The sequence below is a fragment of the Winogradskyella sp. genome, from assembly GCF_013213835.1.
GTDB lineage: Bacteria > Bacteroidota > Bacteroidia > Flavobacteriales > Flavobacteriaceae > Winogradskyella.
In genome coordinates this window covers 239,796-256,017 of sequence record NZ_JABSSU010000003.1, presented here as the reverse complement: position 1 = coordinate 256,017, position 16,222 = coordinate 239,796, and the positions used below count along the sequence as shown (strand labels likewise).

Below are 16,222 nucleotides of genomic sequence, written 5' to 3'. Positions count from 1 at the left end.
ATCCTTTCTGCATTAAAAATAATAAAAACATATGATTAAAGGTCAAAAACCATACCTAAATAAATCATAAAAACGAAGAGACTAAAAAAGCATTTCAAATCAAAGAAAAATAGGGGATACTTATTAACGAAACAGATATTAAAAATTGTTAATAAAAACTCTTAAAATACACATATAAAAAGTGCATCAACACTATATAAATGGTTATATTAGCACGTTTTGAAAACCTATAAAAAAACTAATTAAATTAATATATGGCAGAAGGAGAAAAACTCATTCCAATTAACATTGAAGATGAAATGAAATCAGCCTACATTGATTATTCAATGTCGGTCATTGTGTCACGTGCTTTACCAGATGTAAGAGATGGTTTAAAACCAGTTCATAGAAGAGTACTTTACGGTATGCATGAGTTAGGTGTTAGAGCAAACACGGCGCATAAGAAGTCTGCAAGAATAGTTGGTGAAGTTTTAGGTAAGTATCATCCACATGGTGATACATCAGTTTATGACACAATGGTACGTATGGCTCAAGAATGGAGTTTACGTTACATGTTAATTGATGGACAAGGAAACTTTGGTTCTGTAGATGGTGATAGTCCAGCAGCAATGCGTTATACAGAAGCAAGAATGCAAAAGATTTCTGAAGAAATGCTTGCGGATATTGACAAAGATACGGTTGATCATAAACTTAATTTTGATGATACTTTAAAAGAGCCAACGGTTTTACCAACACGTATTCCAAGTTTATTAGTTAATGGCGCTTCAGGTATTGCAGTTGGTATGGCTACTAATATGCCACCACACAACCTTACTGAAGTTGTAAATGGTACTATAGCATACATAGATAATACAGATATCGAAGTTGATGAGTTAATGCAACACATCAAAGCACCAGATTTCCCTACAGGTGGAACTATTTATGGTTATGATGGTGTTAAAGAAGCTTTTCATACAGGTCGCGGACGAATTGTCATGCGAGGAAAAGCTAACATTGAAGAGGTTAACGGTAGAGAATGTATCATTGTAACTGAAATTCCTTACCAAGTTAATAAGGCAGACATGATTAAAAAGACTGCGGACTTGGTGAATGATAAGAAGTTAGAAGGTATTTCTACAATTAGAGATGAGTCTGATAGAAAAGGAATGCGTATCGTTTACGTTTTAAAGCGTGATGCAATTCCTAATATCGTTCTCAATAAATTATTCAAATACACGGCTTTACAATCATCTTTTAGTGTGAATAATATTGCACTAGTTAATGGTCGTCCTCAATTATTAAATCTTAAAGATTTAATTCACTATTTCGTTGAGCACAGACATGAGGTAGTTGTAAGACGTACAAAATATGAATTACGTAAGGCTGAAGAAAGAGCTCATATTCTTGAAGGATTAATTATTGCATCAGATAATATCGATGAAGTTATTGCTTTAATTAGAGCATCTGCAAATGCTGATGAAGCACGTAACAAATTGATTGAACGATTTAAGCTTACTGAAATACAAGCAAAAGCAATTGTAGAAATGCGTCTACGTCAATTAACAGGACTAGAGCAAGACAAGCTGCGTGCTGAGTATGAAGAGTTAATGAAGACCATAGAAGATTTAAAAGACATTCTTGACAAGAAAGAGCGTCGTATGGATATCATTAAAGATGAGCTTGAAGTTGTAAAAGATAAGTATGGCGATGAGCGTCGTTCTAACATTGAGTACGCTGGTGGAGATTTATCTATTGAAGATATGATTCCAAATGAGAAAGTAGTGATTACAATTTCTCATGCAGGTTATATAAAGAGAACATCTTTAACCGAGTATAAAACTCAAAATAGAGGTGGAGTAGGACAGAAAGCATCTACGACAAGAAATGAAGATTTCTTAGAGCATTTATTTGTTGGTACAAACCATCAGTATATGTTGTTCTTTACCCAAAAAGGGAAATGTTTCTGGATGCGTGTTTATGAAATACCAGAAGGAAGCAAAACTTCAAAAGGTAGAGCAATTCAAAACCTAATCAATATTGAGCAAGATGATAAAGTAATGGCATTCATTTGTACGCAAGACCTTAAAGATGAAGAGTACATTAATAGTCATTATGTAATTATGGCCACGAAGAAAGGTCAGGTTAAGAAGACATCTTTAGAACAATATTCTCGTCCAAGAACTAATGGAATCAATGCAATAACCATTAAAGAAGACGATACATTATTAGAAGCTAAGTTAACAACAGGTGAAAGTCAAGTAATGTTAGCACTTAAGTCTGGTAAAGCTATCCGTTTCGAAGAAGCTAAGACAAGACCAATGGGAAGAAATGCTTCTGGTGTTAGAGGAATTACTTTAGGTCACGAAAATGACGAAGTTATAGGTATGATAGCTGTCAACGATATGGAAAGTAATATTCTTGTGGTTTCTGAAAATGGATATGGAAAACGTTCTAGCCTCGATGATTATAGAATTACCAATAGAGGTGGAAAAGGTGTTAAGACAATTTCTATTACAGATAAAACAGGAAGCTTAGTAGCTATAAAAAATGTGACTGATGAGGATGATTTAATGATTATCAACAAATCAGGTATTGCCATTAGAATGGAAGTTGCAGACCTTAGAGTTATGGGTAGAGCCACTCAAGGTGTTAAGTTGATCAACCTAAAAGGTAAAGATGCTATTGCAGCTGTTGCCAAAGTAATGAAGGATGAAGAGGAAGAAACTGATTTAGATGAATCTATTGATAATCAATCTTCTGCAGAAGATGGCACGGCTATTGATACTACTGAAACTGAAAACTAAAAATTAATATTAAAACTATTTACTACACAATGAAAAAGTTAATGACATTAGTGCTTACTCTAGTCCTTACAACTATGTCTTTTGCTCAAAAAAATGAAATAAAGGCAATAGAGAAGGCACTAAAAAGTTCGAATTTTTCCAATGCAAAATCTGCAGTTTCTGCAGCTGAAGGTTTAATGGCAAATATGGATGATAAAACCATATCGAAGTTTTATTTTCTAAAAGCTAAAGCCTTATATGCGAATGGTGCTGCTACTGATGCAGATATTGAAATGGCTGTATCTACACTAGAGCAATTAAAGAATCACGAAGCTAAAATTGGTAAAAAGAAATATACCGAGCAAGCTGATGAGATTAAAACTGAGATTTATAACACCTTTTTAAAGAAAGCTAATGACGCTTTTAATAAAAAGAATTTAGGTGTAGCTTCGAAAGCCTATGCTAATATTTATAAGATTTCTTCCAAGGATACAATTTACCTGTATAATGCAGCATTATTAGCTGCCCAAAATAATGATTATGACACTTCGTTAAAGCATTTTATCAAGCTTAAAGAACTTGGTTATACTGGTATAAAAATGAATTATACTGCTGTAAATAAGGAAACAGGTGGTGAGGAGTTTTTTCCTGAGAAAGCGAATAGAGATTTTGCGGTTAAAACTTTAAAAACTCATATTAAACCGGTAGATAAATTAGAAGAGTCGAAGAGAGCTAATATTGTTAAAAATATAGCATTCATATACGTTTCTCAGGGAAAGAATGAAGAAGCTTTAACAGCTATAGATGACGCTAGAAAAGAGTTTCCCGAAGACAATAATTTAGTGTTAACAGAAGCTACAATTCAAATAAAGGTTGGTAACAGTGAAGCGGCTTTCGAATTATTTAGAGAAGCCTTAAGAAGAGATCCAAACAATCCAGATCTCAACTACAATGTAGGTATTACTGCCATGGAGGTGAGTCAAAATGAAGTAGCTAAAGAAGCATTTTCAAATGCCCTTAGAATTAAGCCTGATTATGCTAATGCCGCGTTAAATTTATCATTTTTGGAAGTGAGTAAAGGGAATGCCCTAAATGATGAAATGAATTCGTTAGGAAATTCAGCTGCAGATAACAAAAGATATGATGAGTTACGTGAAGAGAAAAATGTATTATTTACTGCTGGCGCTAAAATATTAGAGGACTTTATTTCAAATAATCCAAGTTTACAAAATGCTGATATTTTTAATCAATTAGCTAATATTTACAGTGCTTTAGGTGAAGTAGATAAATATAAAGCTAATAAAGCTAAAGCGGAAGAAATTAAAGCTGCGGGTAATTAACAGCTGTTATTTGTATATATTAAAAAAAGCGACTTATTTAAGTCGCTTTTTTTATATCACTTTTTTAATCACTCTAAGCTTGTGCGTATGTTTGTTTTGATCAACATTGTAAATTCCACTGTGATCTAGTCTATCAATTCTGACTCTGCCATGAGCATGAATGATGTAGTTATCTTGCATTATAATACCCACATGAATAATGTTACCTTCTGCGTTATCAAAAAAAGCCAAGTCACCTGGTTCACTTTCTTCAATAAAACTTAGAGCTTCACCTTGTGTAGCCTGTTGAGAGGCATCTCTTAATAATTTATAGCCATTAAGTTTATAAACCATTTGAGTAAAACCAGAACAATCAATTCCAAATGGTGTTTTCCCACCCCATAAATAAGGCGCATTTAAAAATACGAACGCTGTCTGTATTAAGTTTTGCTTCGGATTTTTTTCAGTTAAAGTATTACCATCGAAACTATGACCTAGTAATGCTAGTCCGTTAAGATTTGAACCAATAGGAATGGTGTATAATCCATTTGAATTATCAGAAACATACTCAATTAAATCTATTGAAAGATTAAGATTTACATCAGCATTTTCTTTATAATCTGTTTCTGTTATTTCTTTGTATTGCTTATTATCAATCCAACCCTCGTATTTGTCAAATGCAAAGCGTATTCGGCTCCATTTTTTCCTTTTTTCTAGAACCTTAAAAAAATCACCATACAAGGCTTGTGTCACCATTTCGCTTGTATCGCTTGGTTCTAGACGAATAGGAACAATACCTAGATTACATAAGCCGTATTGCATAAATAGAATTTAGGAACGTTCTAATACCATCGCAGAAGCGCCACCGCCACCATTACAAATAGCAGCCGCACCAATTTTGGCATTATTTTGATGTAAAACATTTATTAGAGTTACTAAAATTCTTGCTCCAGAACAACCTAATGGATGGCCTAAAGAAACAGCGCCACCATTAACATTGACGTTATCGTCAGATAAACCAAGAATTTTCATATTTGCTAAACCGACAACTGAAAAAGCCTCATTGAATTCGAAGTAGTCCACATCACTCAATTCAATATTAGCTTTTGCAAGTGCTTTAGGTAAAGCTTTTGCTGGTGCAGTGGTAAACCATTCTGGTTCTTGAGCTGCATCTGCATAACTTTTAATTGTCACTAATGGTTTAAGACCTAATTCATCAGCTTTGTCTTTGCTCATTAGAACTAATGCAGCTGCACCATCATTTATAGTCGAAGCATTAGCAGCGGTCACTGTACCTTCTTTAGTAAAAGCAGGACGAAGAGCTGGAATTTTTTCCATTTTCACGTTTGTATATTCCTCATCTTTACTAAAGACTACAGGTTCCCCGCGTCTTTGTGGTACTTCAACAGGAACAACTTCATTATCAAATTTACCAGAATCCCAAGCCGATGCAGAGCGTTCATATGATTGAATAGCAAAGGCATCTTGGTCTTCTCTAGAAAAATCATATTCTACAGCACAAGCGTCAGCACAAACACCCATGGCGTTGTTATCATAAGCATCTACTAAACCATCTTTCTGCATACCATCTTCCAAAGTTGCAGGTCCAAATTTAGTAGCACTACGTGCATGGTAATAATGTGGAATTGCACTCATGTTTTCCATACCACCAGCAACAATAATATCAGCATCACCTAAACGAATAGACTGCGCTGCTTGCATTACGGTTTTCATACCAGAAGAGCACACTTTATTTACAGTTGTACAAGGAACAGTATCAGGTATACCAGAATAAATAGCAGCTTGTCTTGCTGGAGCTTGACCAGTACCAGCCTGCACCACATTACCCATTAAAACCTCATCTACAAGTTCTGGTTTTAAATTAATTTTATCTAATGCACCTTTTATGGCAGCTGCACCTAATCTTGGTGCAGGAACACTAGATAAACTACCTAGAAAACTACCTATTGGTGTTCTAACAGCAGATACAATTACTACTTCCTTATTCATGTGTTTTTTGTTTTTATTTAGTTGGCACGAAATTAATCATTTTTTGAGAGATTAGGGAATGTTATTAGTATTAAGGCGGTTTAAAAATTTATTATTTACTACATTTGATTACCTATGAAAGAACTTCTAGATAAATGGTATAAAAATCACGCCTTAGTATATAAGGTTTTACTGTTAACATTTACTACATTATTTATTGTTTATCTTTTTCCGAAGACAGGAAAATTCAGATATAATTTTGAGAAAGGTAAACCTTGGCAATCTGAAAATTTATATGCCCCATTTAACTTTGCAATTAAGAAGACCGAATCTGAGTTAAGCAAAGAACAAAAAGAAATTGAAGTAAATTCAGCAATTTATTTTGATATTGATGTTGGGGTTAAAAACAAAGTTTTAGATAGTTATAAGGATAAATTTAGCGAAGTTATTAACGACTCAATTGGTAATTTTTATACCAACTCTCTAGTTTTTAAACATGGTAAGGATTTACTTGATAAACTTTATTTAAATGGAATTGCCGACCTAGGATATAACTACAGTAATAATAAACCTGTTGTTATAGTAAAAAATAACACAGTAGAAAAAGAATTACTTTATGGTGAAATAGTAGCTATAAGTCAGTTGCCAAGTACTATAGAAGATCATTTTAATTCTAAAGTTACGATTGACTACAAAAACAAAATGATTTCACTCTTTTATGATATCATTGTTCCCAATCTGACTGTAAATGAAAATTTAACTAATAAAACTAAAGAAGAACAACTTTCACAGATTTCTGAAACTCGTGGTAGTATCGAGGTAGATCAATTGATAATTTCTAAGGGGCAAGTAGTAGAAGAAGAAGAGTTTATTATCTTAAATTCTCTAAAGTCTGAATACGAATCTCAGGTATGGAACTCTGCCAATTACAATTGGGTACTTGTAGCGTACACATTACTTGTGGCATTAGCATTATTAATGCTCTTATTGTTTTTAAGAAAGTACCGACTAGAAGTATTTTTAAATAATACAAAAGTCACGTTTATTTTCTTTAATATCATGGTCATGATATTACTCACTACTCTAGTAATAAATTATAATTCAGAGTATATATATGTAGTACCTCTTTGTATTCTACCATTGGTTTTGAAGGCCTTTTTTGATGCGCGCTTAGGACTCTTTTCTCATGTGCTAACCGTTTTGCTTTTAGGATTCATAGTACCAAACAGTTATGAATATATGTTTTTGCAAATCATTGCAGGTATCGTAACAATTCTAACAGTTTCTGAACTTTATAAACGCGCTAATTTATTTATATCTGTTGGTCAGATTACATTAATATACATCATAGCATATTTTGCATTCTTTGTTATTCATGAAGGTCAAGTTACAAGTATAAAGTGGGAAAATTTTGGACTTTTTATACTCGGTGGTTTAGCAACATTATTTGTTCAACCGTTAATTTATATATATGAAAAGATTTTTGGATTGGTCTCAGATGTGTCTTTATTAGAGCTTTCAGATACCAACACCAAATTATTGAAAGAATTATCAAATAAGGCACCAGGAACGTTTCATCATTCGCTCAATGTTGCCAACTTAGCTGAAGCTTCAGCAAATGAAATTGGTGCCAATGCTATGTTAGTTAGAGTAGGAGCGCTTTATCACGATATAGGTAAAATGAGGAACCCGACATATTTCACCGAAAATCAAAGTACAGGTATTAATCCTCACGATGAACTGTCAAACAAGGAAAGTGCTAAAATCATTATTGAACATACCATTCGAGGTATCGAAATTGCGAAAAGAAATAATCTTCCTGATAGAGTAATTGATTTTATAAGGACACATCATGGAACAAGTTCAGTGTATTATTTCTACATGAAAGAGAAAGCTGAAAATGAAGATGCAGACATAGCACATTTTTCATATCCTGGACCTAAACCATTTAGTAAAGAAACAGCCATATTAATGATGTGCGATAGTGTTGAAGCTGCATCTAAAAGCTTAAAAGAACCAACGACTACTAAGATTAACGACTTTGTCGAAAACATTATCAATAAACAAATGGAAACAGGTCAGTTTCTTAATGCAAATATTACTTTTAAAGAAATAGAAGCTATAAAGAAGGTGCTTAAACTCAAACTGGCTAACATTTATCACCTTCGTATAGAGTATCCTGAATAATAGTTGAATAATGACGTTGTAAAAGATGAATGATTATCTTTTTGTTAGATAAATTAATTTCAAAATTTGTTCTGAATAGGTGTAACTATTCGTCTTTTTAATAGACTAACTCTTCAAATTAAAAAATTAGATAAATGAAGAGTTTTTTTGGTCGCGTATTTTCGACATTAGTTGGACTAACTATATTTTCAATTGTAGGTTTTTTTCTGATGATTTTCTTTTTGGCTGTCTTAGGAAGTTCGGGTGAAGAACCAATAATTGTAAAAAGTAATTCAGTTTTAAACCTAAATTTAGATTTTCCAATAGAAGATCATTTAGGAAAGAAAGAATATAAAGACTATACATTTTTAAATGAAGACCCAAAGCATAGCTTATTTGGGATGATAAGTGCTATTGCCTACGCTAAGGAAGATCCTAAAATTAAAGGTATTACCATAGAAAATAATTTAACCTTTGCCGGTTATGCGCAACTTAAGGCATTGAGAGACGCCTTAATTGACTTTAAGGAAAGTGGAAAGTTTGTTGTGGCTTATTCAGATATCTATACACAACAATCCTATTATTTAAGTTCTGCAGCAGATACAATGTACGTAAACCCTTCTGGAACAATAGAGTTTAATGGTTTAGCTTCAGAACAGTATTATTATAAAGATTTTCAGGAAAAGACTGGTTTAAAAATGGAAGTGGTGCGCCATGGTAAATACAAAAGTGCAGTAGAACCATTTTTAGAAAATGAAATGAGTGAAGCTAACAGAGAACAAATAGAATCCTATTTAAATTCTATGTGGGCAACTATTAAGTCAGATATTAGTGAAAGTCGAGCAATTTCTTCAGCAGATCTAAATATTATTGCAGATAGCTTGTACAGCAGAACGCCAAAGCTGGCGCTAGAGCATAAAATAGTTGATAAAATAGGTTACTATGACGAATATGTTAATGGTATAAAACAACACATTGGTATTAATCCTGAAGATAAGTTGGCTAGTACGGATATTAAAGAATATTCAGAATATGTATCAACAAAACAAAAGTCGAATTATAAGAAAGATAAGATAGCCGTCATTTTTGCTGAAGGAGAAATTATTTATGGTGAAGGTGATGAAAATTTTGTTGGTCAAGGTATTATTAATACATCATTAAAAAAGGCTAGAGAAGATGATAGAATCAAAGCCATTGTTTTGCGAGTAAATTCTCCAGGCGGAAGTGCATTGACTAGTGAATTGATTTGGCGAGAAATTGAGTTAACTAAAAAAGTGAAACCTGTTGTCGTGTCAATGGGTAATTATGCAGCTTCGGGCGGTTATTATATTGCTTCTAATGCAGATTACATTGTTGCAGAACCAATGACTGTTACAGGTAGTATTGGTGTTTTTGGAATGTTACCTAATGGTACAGAATTATTTAAAAAATGGGGAATCAGTACACATCAAGTAACCACAAACAGTAATTCTATTGCCTATAGTTTTACAAAACCAATGACAGAAAATCAGAGAAGATACATCAAGGAAGGTATCATTGATGTTTATGATTTGTTCTTAACTAGAGTTGCTGATGGAAGAAAAATGACTAAAGAAGATGTGAACACGATTGCTCAAGGTCGCGTTTGGACAGGTAATGAAGCAATTGAGATCGGTCTTGTTGATGAAATTGGTGGATTAGACACTGCTTTGGAAAAAGCGACTGAATTAGCAAATATAGAAGAGTACGCCATTAAAGAATTTCCTGTGTTTAAGAAAGATTTTGCAGAATCATTAAGTCAATTTGGATTAATGCAAACCAAGGAAGAGCTCATAAAGGAAGAACTCGGTGAAGAAGGTTATAAAGTTTGGAAGGACATTAAAACACAAACACAACGTGAAGGTGTACAATTGTTATTTCCTTACGGAACACATATCGAATAACATTTGATCCTGATAAATTAAAAAAGACAACTGCACTTCGAAAACCTCAGTAACCAGTTGCCTTTTCATAACACTATTAATCAACTTTACTTTATAGGTGATGTCGCAAAGTAGGTTTCAACATCTATTACACCAGCAAAATCGGCATATTCTTTAGATGCAAAAACTGGTTGTGCTGCTGCTTGAAACTGCTCTGCATTGTCCCAAACAATTACCACTGCTTGAGTGTTTTCTGCTAAGTTAGGAATACCTTGTTCGTTAAGTTTATATACTTTAAACTCTCTAGCAAACCGGTAACCTTCATAACTTTCTAATGACTTAAAGAATGCATCTCTTGTTGTACCAAAAGCATCTGAAGTTTTTCCTTTTCTAACAGCAAATTCTACTACTGTACCTTCTTTTTTGATGGATTCAATATCAAAAGGTTTTCCATCTACTGTTTCTAATAAAGCATAAGCTAAAGGATTAAACGTTAAAAAATAATCTACAGCTTCTTTTTGTGGTAATAAACGCATTGCAGCTTCTCCAAAACCTTGCATAGAGTTCCATTCGGTCATTCCTGCTAGCACACGACCTAAATCCATATCTGGCACTACAGTAAAAAATGGTTGCCATTTGGCTTCATTCAACGTTGCTTTTTCTTTCCCTAATACATCCACAAATGCAGCACGTGTATTTAAAAATTCTTGATGTTGATTTTCTTTAGACTGATTAATTGCGAGTTCAAAAATTGAGTTCATTGTTTCTGGTTTTTTTTCTTCATTTACTTCTGTTTTCTTTTGTGCTGAACTTTCAGCTGTATTCTCTTTTTTTTCAGTTTTACAACTTGTAAAAAGTGCTAAGCACATAAGAATTGTTAGACTACTTTTCATTTCTATTTGATTTAAATTATTCCTATAAAATTTCTGTTATGGCGTCTTTTACAGACAGCTTAGGTTTGCCTAAAACAGTAAATGTATCTTTAGCAGAGAATTGCTCTTCAAACTCTTCAAAATAACGAAGCATATCACCAAAATGACCTAAATCATTTTCTGGAACTGGTGCATTTATCACATTAAGAGGTAATTGTTTTATATCTACAAATGCTTGTGCAGCATCTGGATAGCTCATTGCTTCTTCACCTTGTAATGCAAAATCTTTATTAAAGGCATCTTCATTAGCTATCGAAGCTGTAACATAATCCGCTAAGTCGGTAGTATTTGTCCAATACATAGGTGTTTTGTATTCTCCGAACACAAATAAATTCTCCTCTTGAACAAACCAAGGCAATGCATTTATAAACCACGTACAATGAAATACAGTATGAGGTATACCATAGTTTCTAATGATTTCGTGACCTTTTGAACGCAACTCATTATCAATAATTTTCTTTCCTGTTGGATGATATTCTGGATGTAATGCTCCTAATCCTGAAATCTGTATGATTTGCTTTAATTGCTCACGAGCTGCTTCAAGTATATTTTCAATACCTTGAACTTCTGGAATAAAATCTGCATACGGATTTGGTGCTGAAAGATTCAAATACAAATACTCTGTTCCGTCAAGTGCAGTTCTAAGGCTGTTTACATCTTCTAAATCTCCTTGTACAATTTCTACTTGTTCTGGTAATTTTTCTTGAGCAGATTCAATATCTCTTACAACTGCTTTTACAGCAACACCATTTTCTACTAATCTTTTTATTGTTGGAACTGCAAGTTTACCTGTTGCTCCAATTACTGTTAAGTTTTTCATTTTTACTGATTTAGATTCTGTACAAAATTCAAACATAAACACTATATTTGCAAGTAGTTATTATTTAATAACCTAGTAATAAAAAGTAAACTATTATTGAAAATCAGATAATTATGCCTGAAAATATTTTAAGCCAAGAAGAAAAATTATTTAGATTCGAACAAATTTTTCAAGATTTGAATCAATGTCCAGTCACTGTAACCTTAAAAGTTATTGGTGGAAAATGGAAACCAGCCATCCTTTATTTAATTGATTTAGGTATTAATCGTTTTGGTGAAATGCACAGACGCTTACCAGGAATTAGCAAACGTATGCTAACTGACCATCTTAGAGAATTAGAAAATGATGGTATCTTACACAGAGAAGTTTTTGCTCAAGTGCCACCTAAAGTTGTTTATACACTTACTGAAAAAGGTGACACGCTTACTCCTATTTTTAAAGCTATGGAAGAATGGGGAACGATGTATGGTAAGGTTGAAAATGAAAAAAAAGTGCCTAAGAATTAATTTGTTTTAAAATATCAGCATAATCTGATTCAAAGTCTGATATTGAAATCGGTTGCACACTTTTTATACATTGTAATACGTCACCATATTTAGCAAACCGAATACTAAAGGGTTCAAATTCTAGATAGGTAAAATTCCAGTCGTAAAGGTCGTATTTTGAATGTCGTAGTTTAGGAAGTATCGAAAAATCAGACACTACTTTTCTGTAGTAATGAAAAGAATCTATTGCGTTTTTAAATCGGTATTGCTCAATAATGTATTGATGTTCACCAATTTTTATGTTACGTTGATTTACTAATAAACCATACGAGATGAGCTTACTTTGTTTTCTGAAAACGAAAAACAAAACCAATACTATTGCGATACAAATTGTGATACTGGTTAACATCATTTTATTGATTTATTTTGATTTCAAATACTTTTCGATACATCCAAAACTGTCGCACTGAGCTTGTCGAATTGCAACAGTTTTAGACACTCGAAGTGACTTCAATTAAAACATTGTATTGCTATGTGCTTGCTCTGCTGGTATTTCTTGAATGATATCCCAATGCTCAACAAGTTTACCATCTTCTATTCTAAATAAATCGTAATAAGCGTGTGGTTTTCCGCCATTCCATTCACCTTCACTTTGCGTCAATACAAAATTTCCTTCACCTATAATTCTGTGGATTTTATGATAGACAAACATATTGTTTTGAGAAGTTAAATATTCAAGTGCTTGACCTAATCCTTCTAATCCATCTTTTACTTGTGTATTATGTTGGTGGTATTTTTCAGGATTGATGTATTCTGAAATTTTAGATGGATTTTTACCCATTAACACATCATTTACAAAGTTCATAACCAAAGCTTTGTTTGCTTCAGTTTTATCTAAATCTGTTATAGTTGTTGGACCATTAGTCTGACTTCTTCCGCTTGCAGTTTCGGTAACTTTAGGTGTGATGGCATCCCAATGCTCAGCTATTTTTCCATTTTCTACTCTGTAAATGTCAAAAGCTACGATTTCTTTGGCCCCAAAAGCCTGCGCATTATCATAAGAGTTATGAGCTACAACAAGGTCACCATCTTGCAATAATCTATGTGTTTTTACTGTTGTTCCTGCTTCTTTTAAATTTGGCAAGAAACCAACTACTGGTTCTAATCCTGCTGGCACGTGTGGATTATGCTGAATGTAATCTTCATTAAAGTAAGTTCTTAAATCGCTTTCATTATAGTCTTTAAAAAAAGCGTCTTGCCCTTTGTTGACTATTGATTTTAAATCTTTTATTGTTGATTCTGTTTTTACTGTTTCTGTTTCCATTTTGTCTTTTGTTTTGTTTTCTAATGTTTTACTAGCATTATTACAACTTACTAATAGTGCTATACTGATTCCTAATGTGATTAATTGAGTTTTCATTTTTATATGTAAATAAAATTGTTACAGTTTAGGTTAAAAAATTTTAGAACTGGTTTTTGAAATCTTTTAAAGATGTGTCTTTTAACGTTTGTTCTATATTATTATCTATTGTCCTATAAAGATTACGTAAATTACTATTCATTTGTCTACCAACAGGACATTTAGGGTTCGGGTCATTTTTGGCCAATCCGAATGTAAAATTTTCGCCTTTAACCAGGTTGAAAATTTGAGAAAGCTTAATGTCTTCTGCTTTTTTAATCAGTTTTACACCACCATTTTTCCCTTCCTTACTTTCTATTAAGCCTTGTTTTTTCAATGCAGCAATCTCTTTACGTACCAAAACAGGATTAATATTAAGACTGCCAGCAATGTCGTTAGAAGACATATAATCATCATCAAACATTGCTAACAGTGTTAAAATATGCGTTACTATGGCAAATCTGCTTTTGACCATTTTTTAAATGTAATATATTTTATTACAGTACAAAAGTATGTGCTTTATTTTACTTTTCCAAATAAGCCCAAGTAAAATTTGGATGATGACCATCACGACGTGCCATTTTTACCCAAAGTAATGTCATATGTTCTAAGTGAAGTGCTTGGTCTAAACCACCAACATCTTTAGCAAAAAAGCCTGTGTCATTAATAATAGCTTTTGCTTGTGCTTTGGCTTCAGTATCATTTCCTGCAAAAAGCATTACTGGTTTCACTTCAGAATTAAAAGCCTCAGGATTGCTGAAATTTTCAAATCCGTAAATCGTGAATGCCTTAACCACTTGAGAAGTCGAAGCCCATTCCTGAATTTTTTCAGAACCTGATATTTCACTTTTCAATCCGTGAGAAATACCAGCACCAACAGGATTGGTACAATCAATTAATGTTTTACCTTGAAAATCTAAGCCTTCAAGAATCGCCTGATTACTATTAAAAGGTGTTGCTAAAAACACCACTTCAGATGCTTTTATTGCTTCCTGAACTGGTGATACTTCAAAATTCGAATTTTCTGCAAGTGCCTTTTGTACACTTTTTGAATCTGGATTGTCATTAGCTACAACAATCTCGTATCCTTTTTGCTGTAAGTTGTTTGCTATGGCAAAACCTACATTTCCTATTCCTATAAATGCTAATTTCATTGTTTTTATTTTTTTCTTTCCTGCGAAAGCAGGAATCTCTTTATTCTTATAAGATAACTTTATCGTTCCTCTTTCGTAATGACGCTATTACCTATTCAATTGTTCAACAACCATTTTCGCGACAGCGTGACCAGAATTTTGTTGCTGACCTGTAATCAAATTACCATCTTCAATCACATACAACGCAAAAGGTGATGCAACTTTAAATGTTGTACCAGCTATTTTTCTAGCTTCATCTTCTATTCTGTATGGCTGAATTTTCATCCCGACAGCATTATCTGCAAAATCCTCTTCAGCATTAGCGAAACCAGTCCAAGTTTTATCTTTTATCAATAACTCACCATCAGATGTTTTCGCATCTAACAACAAAGTTGTTGCGTGACAAACTACTGCGCTCGGTTTGTTGTTCTCGTAAAAGTTAACAAAAAGTTGTTGCAATGCCTCATTATTTCTAAACGTATACATAGGTGCTTGTCCACCAACAAGAAAAATAGCATCGTAATCTTTTGCATTCACTTCTGAAAGGCGCTTTGTATTTTCTAACATTGCATTGAACCAATCTCGCTGCATATAACCCAACGTAATCACATCGTGTGCTGCATAACCACTTTCATCTGTAGGATTTGAATAACCATCCATTTCAATTTTTCCACCTTCGGTAGAAACTAATTCAACCTCATAACCAGCTTCTTGAAATACTTGAAGTGGATGCGTTAATTCGGCAGACCAAAAGCCAATTGGCCAACCTGTTTGTTCTGAAACTGTTGGACTACTAGCTACCATTAAAATTTTCCCTTTAAATTCTGCACCGTGAAAATGTACATACTGTTCTTGCTCTTTAACTTGTGTGTTCATCTCTTTTATGTTTTATTATTACTGTAATTAATTTTATTACAGCAAAGATATTTTGAAGTTGAATGCGTTCGACAAGTACGACTTAATGTAAGTAGCTAACAAATATGTTAGTGAACTAGCTATCCATGATAATTATTTAATAGACTGATTATTAGTTCTTGAAATTTTAGAATTTATTTAACAAAGGCAGTAATTTTTGACATTATGTTTTGTTTAACTTTACAACATAAAAAATTAAACAAAAAAGCAATGAAACAAAATTACATTAAGAGTAAGGTGACTCACTATGGACTAAAGTTAACGTCCGTGATTCTCTTAACGCTAAGTATAATGCTTAGTTCGGAACTTCAAGCTCAGTGTACTGCTGATGCAGGAACAATTACAGCAGATGCTACACCAGTATCATTAGTATCAGGTTCAGCAACCATTAGTGCAACACC

General features: G+C 33.1%; 16 protein-coding genes and 1 pseudogene. 7 read left to right on the top strand and 10 right to left on the bottom strand.

From position 1 onward, the window contains the following. Positions 1-254 precede the first annotated feature (254 nt). On the top strand, positions 255-2,783 hold the full coding sequence (gene gyrA, locus HRU50_RS04000) for a DNA gyrase subunit A (protein WP_296348410.1): 2,529 nt from the start codon (positions 255-257) through the stop codon (positions 2,781-2,783). Between the two features lie 29 nt (positions 2,784-2,812). Next, the gene (locus HRU50_RS03995) at positions 2,813-4,102 is read left to right on the top strand and encodes a tetratricopeptide repeat protein (protein ID WP_296348407.1); all 1,290 of its coding nucleotides are present in this window, start codon (positions 2,813-2,815) and stop codon (positions 4,100-4,102) included. A 51-nt stretch (positions 4,103-4,153) separates the two neighbouring features. Here the strand turns inward: HRU50_RS03995 and HRU50_RS03990 are convergent, their stop codons facing one another. Next, complete coding sequence (locus tag HRU50_RS03990) at positions 4,154-4,903, bottom strand: C40 family peptidase (RefSeq protein ID WP_296348406.1); 750 nt, start codon at positions 4,901-4,903, stop codon at positions 4,154-4,156. A gap of 9 nt (positions 4,904-4,912) precedes the next feature. After that, entirely contained in the window at positions 4,913-6,091 is a 1,179-nt protein-coding gene (locus tag HRU50_RS03985; RefSeq protein ID WP_296348404.1) for an acetyl-CoA C-acyltransferase, read from the bottom strand. 114 nt (positions 6,092-6,205) lie between these two features. Between HRU50_RS03985 and HRU50_RS03980 the strand changes: the two are divergent. After that, positions 6,206-7,555 (top strand): annotated as a pseudogene (locus HRU50_RS03980) (phosphohydrolase); the annotation flags it as partial. On the opposite strand, the gene HRU50_RS16025 reads toward HRU50_RS03980, so the two are convergent. Further along, positions 7,534-7,602 carry a hypothetical protein gene (locus HRU50_RS16025; RefSeq protein ID WP_366927347.1) on the bottom strand — a complete coding sequence of 23 codons (69 nt, stop codon included), beginning with the start codon at positions 7,600-7,602 and terminating at the stop codon, positions 7,534-7,536. The pseudogene HRU50_RS03980 and the gene HRU50_RS16025 overlap by 22 nt on opposite strands. Here HRU50_RS16025 and HRU50_RS16020 point away from each other — a divergent pair. Continuing rightward, a complete protein-coding gene (locus HRU50_RS16020) occupies positions 7,571-8,257 on the top strand; it encodes an HDIG domain-containing metalloprotein (RefSeq protein ID WP_366927346.1) in 687 nt (228 codons plus the stop codon). The genes HRU50_RS16025 and HRU50_RS16020 overlap by 32 nt on opposite strands. Before the next feature lie 134 nt (positions 8,258-8,391). Then, positions 8,392-10,158, top strand: coding sequence for a signal peptide peptidase SppA (gene sppA / locus HRU50_RS03975; protein ID WP_296348401.1), 1,767 nt, complete (start codon positions 8,392-8,394; stop codon positions 10,156-10,158). Between the two features lie 86 nt (positions 10,159-10,244). Here sppA and HRU50_RS03970 read toward each other — a convergent pair whose 3' ends face one another. Beyond that, positions 10,245-11,030, bottom strand: coding sequence for a hypothetical protein (locus HRU50_RS03970; RefSeq protein WP_296348399.1), 786 nt, complete (start codon positions 11,028-11,030; stop codon positions 10,245-10,247). 22 nt (positions 11,031-11,052) lie between these two features. Next, on the bottom strand, positions 11,053-11,889 hold the full coding sequence (locus HRU50_RS03965; RefSeq protein WP_296348397.1) for an SDR family oxidoreductase: 837 nt from the start codon (positions 11,887-11,889) through the stop codon (positions 11,053-11,055). Positions 11,890-12,002: 113 nt separating this feature from the next. Here HRU50_RS03965 and HRU50_RS03960 point away from each other — a divergent pair, with 113 nt between their 5' ends. Further along, positions 12,003-12,395: a helix-turn-helix domain-containing protein gene (locus HRU50_RS03960; protein ID WP_296348395.1), complete on the top strand. Its 393-nt coding sequence runs from the start codon at positions 12,003-12,005 to the stop codon at positions 12,393-12,395. Here HRU50_RS03960 and HRU50_RS03955 read toward each other — a convergent pair. The 5 genes from HRU50_RS03955 to HRU50_RS03935 form a co-directional block, all read right to left on the bottom strand. Continuing rightward, complete coding sequence (locus HRU50_RS03955) at positions 12,385-12,786, bottom strand: hypothetical protein (RefSeq protein ID WP_296348394.1); 402 nt, start codon at positions 12,784-12,786, stop codon at positions 12,385-12,387. The two genes, HRU50_RS03960 and HRU50_RS03955, sit on opposite strands and share 11 nt — an antisense overlap. Positions 12,787-12,888: 102 nt before the next feature. Then, complete coding sequence (locus tag HRU50_RS03950; RefSeq protein WP_296348392.1) at positions 12,889-13,794, bottom strand: ester cyclase; 906 nt, start codon at positions 13,792-13,794, stop codon at positions 12,889-12,891. Between the two features lie 43 nt (positions 13,795-13,837). After that, positions 13,838-14,248 (bottom strand): Rrf2 family transcriptional regulator, encoded by a 411-nt coding sequence (locus HRU50_RS03945; protein ID WP_296348390.1) that lies wholly within the window; start codon positions 14,246-14,248, stop codon positions 13,838-13,840. A gap of 49 nt (positions 14,249-14,297) precedes the next feature. After that, complete coding sequence (locus HRU50_RS03940) at positions 14,298-14,963, bottom strand: NADPH-dependent F420 reductase (RefSeq protein ID WP_296349083.1); 666 nt, start codon at positions 14,961-14,963, stop codon at positions 14,298-14,300. 51 nt (positions 14,964-15,014) lie between these two features. Then, entirely contained in the window at positions 15,015-15,782 is a 768-nt protein-coding gene (locus HRU50_RS03935) for a type 1 glutamine amidotransferase domain-containing protein (RefSeq protein ID WP_296348388.1), read from the bottom strand. Positions 15,783-16,031: 249 nt separating this feature from the next. Here HRU50_RS03935 and HRU50_RS03930 point away from each other — a divergent pair. Next, the coding region (locus tag HRU50_RS03930; RefSeq protein ID WP_296348386.1) for a hypothetical protein at positions 16,032-16,222 on the top strand (191 nt) is incomplete at its 3' end.

Bases quoted from the DNA above. Each gene is read 5' to 3' on its own strand.
- HRU50_RS03935 (WP_296348388.1), bottom strand. From the start codon at position 15,782: ATGAACACACAAGTTAAAGAGCAAGAACAGTATGTACATTTTCACGGT.
- HRU50_RS03955 (WP_296348394.1), bottom strand. From the start codon at position 12,786: ATGATGTTAACCAGTATCACAATTTGTATCGCAATAGTATTGGTTTTG.
- HRU50_RS03950 (WP_296348392.1), bottom strand. From the start codon at position 13,794: ATGAAAACTCAATTAATCACATTAGGAATCAGTATAGCACTATTAGTA.
- gyrA (WP_296348410.1), top strand. From the start codon at position 255: ATGGCAGAAGGAGAAAAACTCATTCCAATTAACATTGAAGATGAAATG.
- HRU50_RS03990 (WP_296348406.1), bottom strand. From the start codon at position 4,903: ATGCAATACGGCTTATGTAATCTAGGTATTGTTCCTATTCGTCTAGAA.
- HRU50_RS03945 (WP_296348390.1), bottom strand. From the start codon at position 14,248: ATGGTCAAAAGCAGATTTGCCATAGTAACGCATATTTTAACACTGTTA.
- HRU50_RS03985 (WP_296348404.1), bottom strand. From the start codon at position 6,091: ATGAATAAGGAAGTAGTAATTGTATCTGCTGTTAGAACACCAATAGGT.
- HRU50_RS03970 (WP_296348399.1), bottom strand. From the start codon at position 11,030: ATGAAAAGTAGTCTAACAATTCTTATGTGCTTAGCACTTTTTACAAGT.
- HRU50_RS03960 (WP_296348395.1), top strand. From the start codon at position 12,003: ATGCCTGAAAATATTTTAAGCCAAGAAGAAAAATTATTTAGATTCGAA.
- HRU50_RS03965 (WP_296348397.1), bottom strand. From the start codon at position 11,889: ATGAAAAACTTAACAGTAATTGGAGCAACAGGTAAACTTGCAGTTCCA.
- HRU50_RS03995 (WP_296348407.1), top strand. From the start codon at position 2,813: ATGAAAAAGTTAATGACATTAGTGCTTACTCTAGTCCTTACAACTATG.
- sppA (WP_296348401.1), top strand. From the start codon at position 8,392: ATGAAGAGTTTTTTTGGTCGCGTATTTTCGACATTAGTTGGACTAACT.